6 protein-coding genes are annotated in these 6285 nt (G+C 70.2%); 3 read left to right on the forward strand and 3 right to left on the reverse strand.

The window, feature by feature from the left end; genetic code table 11:
* Window positions 1-180: 180 nt before the first annotated feature.
* Window positions 181-696, forward strand: a complete 516-nt coding sequence (locus Q1N79_RS24785) for an AAA family ATPase (RefSeq protein WP_300612951.1) — start codon at window positions 181-183, stop codon at window positions 694-696.
* A 560-nt stretch (window positions 697-1256) separates the two neighbouring features.
* Here the strand turns inward: Q1N79_RS24785 and Q1N79_RS24790 are convergent.
* Window positions 1257-3641, reverse strand: a complete 2385-nt coding sequence (locus tag Q1N79_RS24790) for a flippase-like domain-containing protein (RefSeq protein ID WP_300612953.1) — start codon at window positions 3639-3641, stop codon at window positions 1257-1259.
* Window positions 3642-3836: 195 nt separating this feature from the next.
* Between Q1N79_RS24790 and Q1N79_RS24795 the strand changes: the two genes are divergently transcribed.
* On the forward strand, window positions 3837-4217 hold the full coding sequence (locus tag Q1N79_RS24795) for a cupin domain-containing protein (RefSeq protein WP_300612955.1): 381 nt from the start codon (window positions 3837-3839) through the stop codon (window positions 4215-4217).
* A gap of 64 nt (window positions 4218-4281) precedes the next feature.
* Entirely contained in the window at window positions 4282-5238 is a 957-nt protein-coding gene (locus Q1N79_RS24800) for a GNAT family N-acetyltransferase (RefSeq protein ID WP_300612957.1), read from the forward strand.
* Between the two features lie 294 nt (window positions 5239-5532).
* On the opposite strand, the gene Q1N79_RS24805 is transcribed toward Q1N79_RS24800, so the two are convergent.
* On the reverse strand, window positions 5533-5931 hold the full coding sequence (locus Q1N79_RS24805) for an MmcQ/YjbR family DNA-binding protein (protein ID WP_300612959.1): 399 nt from the start codon (window positions 5929-5931) through the stop codon (window positions 5533-5535).
* A 4-nt stretch (window positions 5932-5935) separates the two neighbouring features.
* Window positions 5936-6285: hypothetical protein (locus Q1N79_RS24810; RefSeq protein WP_300612961.1), on the reverse strand; the 350-nt coding region annotated here is incomplete at its 5' end.

Here is a 6285-nt window from a genome sequence, read left to right on the forward strand (position 1 = left end):
GCTCAGCCCGACCCGCAACTCGCCCAGTCGCTGCCCCGGGAGATCCGCGAGGCCGTGACCTACGGCCGGCCTGTAGCCCAAGCGCCGACTGTCTGACCTGGTCCACGCGCGGAAAGCTGCAGATCGCCCCGCTCCGCGCGGCCGGGCAGCTGGGGACGTGAATGCACGAAGAGGGCTGTTATGCGCAGGCTCGTGTACGTGTCGGGAAAGCTGGGGGCGGGGAAGACGAGCCTCGCCCTTCCGCTGGCGGCCGAGCTCGGGTATTCGCTGGTGACCAAGGACCTGATCAAGGAGACGCTGCACGATGCCCTGTACGTGCCGGGCCAGGGCGAGATCGACCGGGCCTGGTCGCAGTCGCTGGGCAGCGCGTCGATGGACCTGCTGTGGGCGCTGGCGGCCAGCGCGGGCGACATGGTGATCGAGGCCAACTTCCACCCGCACAGCGATTATGAGCTGGGCAAGCTGCGCGGTCTGGGCGGCCACATGGTCGAGGTGCACTGTGCGTGCCCCGCCGAGGTCGCTCACGCCCGGTACAACGCACGGCCAAGGCACGAGGTCCACTTGGGGACGCTGCCGCTGTCCGCGATGGACCGATACGACCGGCCGGTCGGCATCGGCCCGCTGATCACCGTGGACACGACCGAACCGGTCGACGTCGCGACCGTCGCTGCCGAGGTCCGCCGCCTGCTCTCGTGACCGGCGCCGGAACAGCTCCACGGGGCAAACAGGGCGTCAGCACGAGCCCCGCCCGCCGAACGGGCGGGGCTGGAGACCAAGGCTTAATGTGCTGGACGACTTCCGTGTAGAACTTGTCCACCGCGGTGAGCACGGAGTCGACGAAGGATCCGCGGCCCTGACCGCGTGCCGGGCCGGCGTCGCAGGAAAGCGTAACCGTGAAGGACCGCAGTTCATGTGCCGGTCAGCATGGCAGCCGCCAGTTGGCTCTTGTTGGCTCTTGGCCTGCTACGACACCTGCGCCTGACCCGTCGCCTCGTCCCGGCCCTTTCCCGTCCGTCACGCCAGCCCCTCCCGCTCGCCTTGCGGCGCCCGGCCGGGATAACGGGAAGGGAAAGGCCGCCCTGACCGGTCTTTTCTTCCCCGATAATCGCCTTATCCGGAATGTCCGGCTCCGTGATTCCGGCATACCAGACATATCGCATCGCCGGGCGGAGGCCGGCAGGCACCCGGCGGCGTCGACGCGCCTGCACCCGGCCGCGTCACGCTGCTTGCGGGAAGGCGGCGGACTGCGGGCCGGCTCACAGATCCTGGTGGCGCTCCAGGAAGTTCAGCGCCGCCCAGCCGGCGGGCACAGGAAGCCAGAACGTCAGCAGCCGGAACAGCAGCACCGCGCTGACCGCGACGGCGCCTGGCACGCCCGCGGCGGTGAGCCCGGCGGTCAGCGCCGCCTCGACCGCGCCAAGGCCGCCCGGGGTGGGAATGATCGAGCCGATGGCGCTGCCCGTCAGGTACACGAAGCCGATCTTCGCGAACGGAACCGACCTGCTGAACGCCGCGACGCACGCGGCCAGGCACAAGATGTACGTGAAGCTCAGCAGCAGCGCGCCCCCGATGCCCTGGGCGAGCTTGCGCGGATGCTGCGCGACCTCGAGCAGCCGCGGCAGCACCTGGCTGAAGGTCGGCGACAGCCGCGCGCGCACCACTCGCCGGCTGGCGGGGATGGCGAGCACCACGCCCGCCAGCACGACGAGCCCGGCCACCACGAAGTAGGCCCACGTCGGCGGCCTGATCGGACTCCTGGTCCCGGTTCCGGCGATGGCGGCGAAGACGACGAGCAGCAGGATGTGCAGGGCGAATGCCACCACCTGCGACACTCCGACGCTGGCCACCGCGACCGCCGACGGGATCTTCCTGCGCTGCAGGTACCGGACGTTAAGCGCGGCGCCCCCGACGGCGGCGGGCGTCACCAGCGTGACGAAGGAGCTGGCCACCTGCACGAGCAGCGTGCGCATGAAATTCAGCCGCGCTGAGACGTACCCGGACAGCGACAGCGTCGCGCCCACGTAGGTCACCGCGGACAGCGCCAGCGCCGCGACGCCCCAGCGCCAGTCCGCCGATCGCAGCACGTCCCCGAGACTGGCCCTGGCCAGTTCGCCGGCCAGCAGGTAGATGGCGGCGACGCTGGCCACCAGCGTTACCACGGTGCGCGGCCGGATGCGCTCAAGCTGCACGGGGGTGACTTCGGCGCCCGGCACGGCCGCCAGCAGTATCGTCCTGACGGCGGGCAGGACGTCACGCCGGCGGCGCATCGCCTTCCTGGTGGAACGGGCGAGCGCGACCGGCTGCAACAGCGGCAGCACGGCCACCAGCTCGCTCCCGCCCACCCGCTCAACCGCCAGCTTCGCGGACGTGTCCGGCCCCACGAACAGCGCGAGCTCGGCGATCAGCTGGGCTATGTCCAGGTGTATTTGCAGGTCGCTCGCGGCCACGTCGCCGTCGCCAGGGTCGAGCAGCATGACCTGGCCGCCGGCGGTGAACATGATGCGGTCGGCGGTGAGCGCGCGGTGGGTGACGTGATGCGCGTGCAGCCGGGTCACCGCGTCCCAGACGCCGCCGAGCTCGGCGTCGGTGCACCCGGGATTCCGCTGGCTCAGCGTGGTCCCGTCAAAGTGGTCAAATGCCAGCACGGCGGCTTCGGGTCCGACCCGCACCAGCGTGCGCAACCGAGGCGTCGGCACGCCGGCGTCTTCGGTCGCGTAAGACAGCAGGGCCCTGCGCTCGACCGTACGGTCGACCGACAGCGGGGCGTTGCGTGACACCTGTCGCCGCACCCAGAGCCAGCGGTACAGCCGGTAGAAGGCGCCGGCCGCCTGCTGGTCCCTGTCGTACACGACCACGTCGAGCTGGCCGCCGTCCTGCGTGGTCACCGCGTAGTGACGGGATCCGGCCGCCCCGGGACCGGGCTCGCGCACCCGCCGGATGGCGGTCACCGCCAGGTCCCCGGCGGACAGCGCCGCGGCGATCTCCCGCGCCGGGGGACGCTGCGATGTCGAGCCCGCGCCATACCGGACGGCGGAGCCGATGGCGCGGCCGGCCAGCAGCGTGATCAGGATGGGCAACACAGTCGTGTGCGACGCCGCCAGCTGCACGATCGCGTACACGCCGATCGCCAGCCCGAACGCATTCCGCCAGCTCGGCCGTCCGGCCAGCCCGATCATGGTGACATAGGCGACAAGGCCGCACAGGTAGGGGTCGAGCGCGTCGACGTGGCTGACACCCGGGCGCGACATGATGATCGCGTCGTAGAGGCGCGCGGCGGCGGGACGCGTGAGCAGGGTGTTGGTGACATCGGCCGCGGCGCCGGCCAGCAGGCCGGTCGCCGCCGCCTCGACGACGTGGCGGACCTGACGCCGCAACAGCTGGGAGACAGCCAGCGCCACGGGCAGGATCAGCAGCGCGAACAGCGCGATCGGGGGAGCGACGACGAGCAGGGCATCCGGCAGCCGCTTGCTCGCGCCAACGATGTCGGTCTCCACCCCCGAGGTTGTCGCGCTGGCGGCAACGGCGGCCACCGCCAGCACGAAGATCCAGGCGCAGGACACGATGCAGCGCAGCGCGTCGCCCGGCTTGCGGATCCGGCGCTCCAGCTGATCAGTGACCTGAATCACGCTCGGCTGCGTCACGGGACGATCGTTTCACCTGACCCGCGGTCGCAGCGACGCAGCACCCACATCGGGGGCACAAGGTATGGTGACGACGCGGGCGCCGACCACCTTTCCAGCGGCCCCGCGGTGACCCGACGAGGAGGTCGTGCTGCGGTGACCGGCGTGGTAGGGCCTGGCGAGGGCCATGCGCGATTCAGCGCCCGCGGTAGCGTCATGTACTTCAAGGCCCTGGCCGAACAGGACGGCGGCGACCTGTCGCTGATGGAGCGCACCCTGCCGCCCGGCGGACGGCGCCCGCCCGCGCACCGGCACACCAACTGCTCGGAGGCCTACTTCGTGCTCGACGGGCTCGTGTCGGTCGTGATCGAGGATCAGGAACTGCGGGTCGGCCCGCAGGAATTCGTGCTGGTGCCGCGGGGCACCGCGCACACATTCGGCAATGCCGGCGACCGCCCGGCCCGGCTGCTGGTGATCCATGCCCCCGCGATGGATGCCTATTTCGCGGCCCTGCATGAGTTGTGGAACAGGGACCAGCCTCCCTTGCCCGAAGAAGAGCGAGCCCTCATGAGCCGGTTCGGCATGGAGCCGGCCTGACCGCACGGCCGGTGGCCGCGAAAACAGGTCGACGGTTTGCCGGAGCCTTGACACAGTGGTCCGCGTGGGTGACTTCGATCTCGTCACCGCCGGGGACGTACGGCTCATGCAGGGCCTGGCCCAGCGTGTCACCGCCGTCCGGCCCGATCTGGTCAATAGCGACGCGACGTTCGGGGAGCTGGCCTGGATCTGGGGTAAGGGGCATGCCTGCGACGGCGGGACCTGGCCGTGCCGCCTGTGGTTTTCCGGCGGTGAGCTGGTCGCGTGGGGCTGGGCGTATCTGCCGCACCGGGTGCGCAGAAGCGACGGGTCGGTGCAGGATGTCACTGGCGCCTATCTGGGATATCAGGTCCATCCCCGCCAGGCGGAGCTGGTTGACGACGTGATCGACTGGTACGACGCCATCGCGGCTGGCGTTGAGCGCACGGTGCTGCCGCGGATGGCCGACGAGTTCGCGGTGAAGCGATGGCAGGCGCACGGATACCAGACCGACCCGGCCTCGCTCGGCGACACCGGGTCGTGGACTCAGCTCAATGAGCGGGACCTCACCGACGTGGCACGGCCGGCGCTGCCGCATGGGTTCCGGTTCCGCAGCGCGGGAGAGGCCGGGCCTGAGGCCGCGGTCCGGGCCCACGTGGATGCGTGGGCTCCATCGACGTACACAGCGCAGGGTTACGAGGGCGTCCGGCGGACGGCGACCTACCGCAGCGACCTGCACGTCCTGGTGGAGGCGCCGGATGGGACGATGACGGCATCGACGATCATGTGGCTGGATGAGGCCAACAAAACCGCCGAGTTCGAGCCTGTCGGAACGCATCCGGCCTACCGGCGCCTGGGACTGGGCACTGCGATGCTGCTGTACGGGATGCATCTGGCGCGGGACGCCGGAGCCGCTCACATGACGGTCGCGTGCCTGGGGGCGCCCGGGCATCCGCAGGCGCGCGGGCTGTACTACGGAGCCGGCTTCCGGCCGTTCACGCGGGACGCGCCGCTGATCAAGCCTGCTGCGCAGCTAAGGTAGTTCGCAGGACTAACGCGTCCCCAAGGCCGGGTACCCCGCCGCGCGGCTGCGCCGCGGCGGTGTCGGGCCGATGCAAGGACTCGGTGATAGCTATGCAATACAGCAGGCAATACGTGGTCGATTTGTTTCGTCGCTGGGGATACCCGCAGCTGGCTGATGAGGCGTCGCGGGACCTGCCCGATCCGGTTGGTCTCGATGAGCTCCAGACATGGAGCCTGGGGCATGGTCTTTCCCATGACGACATAGTCAGCCACCTAGGGGGCAGCTCCTGAGTCGGCGATATCCGCCCAGGTCTTAGCGCGAGTCGAGGAGCGCGGCCAGACGCGCGGGGGCAACGGCCCGGTAAGCGTCCCGGCACAGCTCGGCGATCTCCGCCCAGTCGACGTCACCGTCGAGCCGCACGCTGATCCAGCCGCGGCCACCCACGTACGGCGGGCGGAAGAACCGGGACGGTGCCTCGGCGATCAGCTCGCCCTGCGCGCCGGGCAGGCCCGCGCACCACAGGTGCGGGAAGTCATTGTCATGGTGGCCGAAAGCCCACAGCGTCGCGAACGACTTCTTGCCGGCCACGAAGAACGTCGGCGCCCCGTGGCTTGGCCGCTCGGTTACCTCGGGCAGCGGAAGGCAGATCGCCCGCAGGCGCCCGGCAGGGTCAAGCTCGGCATGGTCAAGCTCGGCATGGTCAATGCCCACACGATCACTCCCGTCCGGCCCGGTCACGCGTTCGTAAGTCGTAGTGCTTCAGGCGCGGCCACAGCGTCCGCCAGGACGCGCGGGGACCGGTGCAGACGCTGATCGCGATGTCGTTCCAGTCGTTCTTCACCTGGTCAGGCGGATTGTAGACGGTCAGCACGCGGCAGCTCGAGAAGTACGGCCTCACCTGATCGAGCGCGTCCACCACCAGGACCGTGCGGTCCGATGCGTCACCGGGTCCCCACAGCCAGAAGTTGTTGTTGGCGGATATCACCGGCGGCAGGTGGTCATGCCCGCCGAACGTGTCGAGCGCCCCGGCCTCGGCGTACCACATGGTGTAGACGGACGTGGGCG

It is taken from the genome of Trebonia sp. (assembly GCF_030042015.1).
Lineage (GTDB): Bacteria > Actinomycetota > Actinomycetes > Streptosporangiales > Streptosporangiaceae > Trebonia.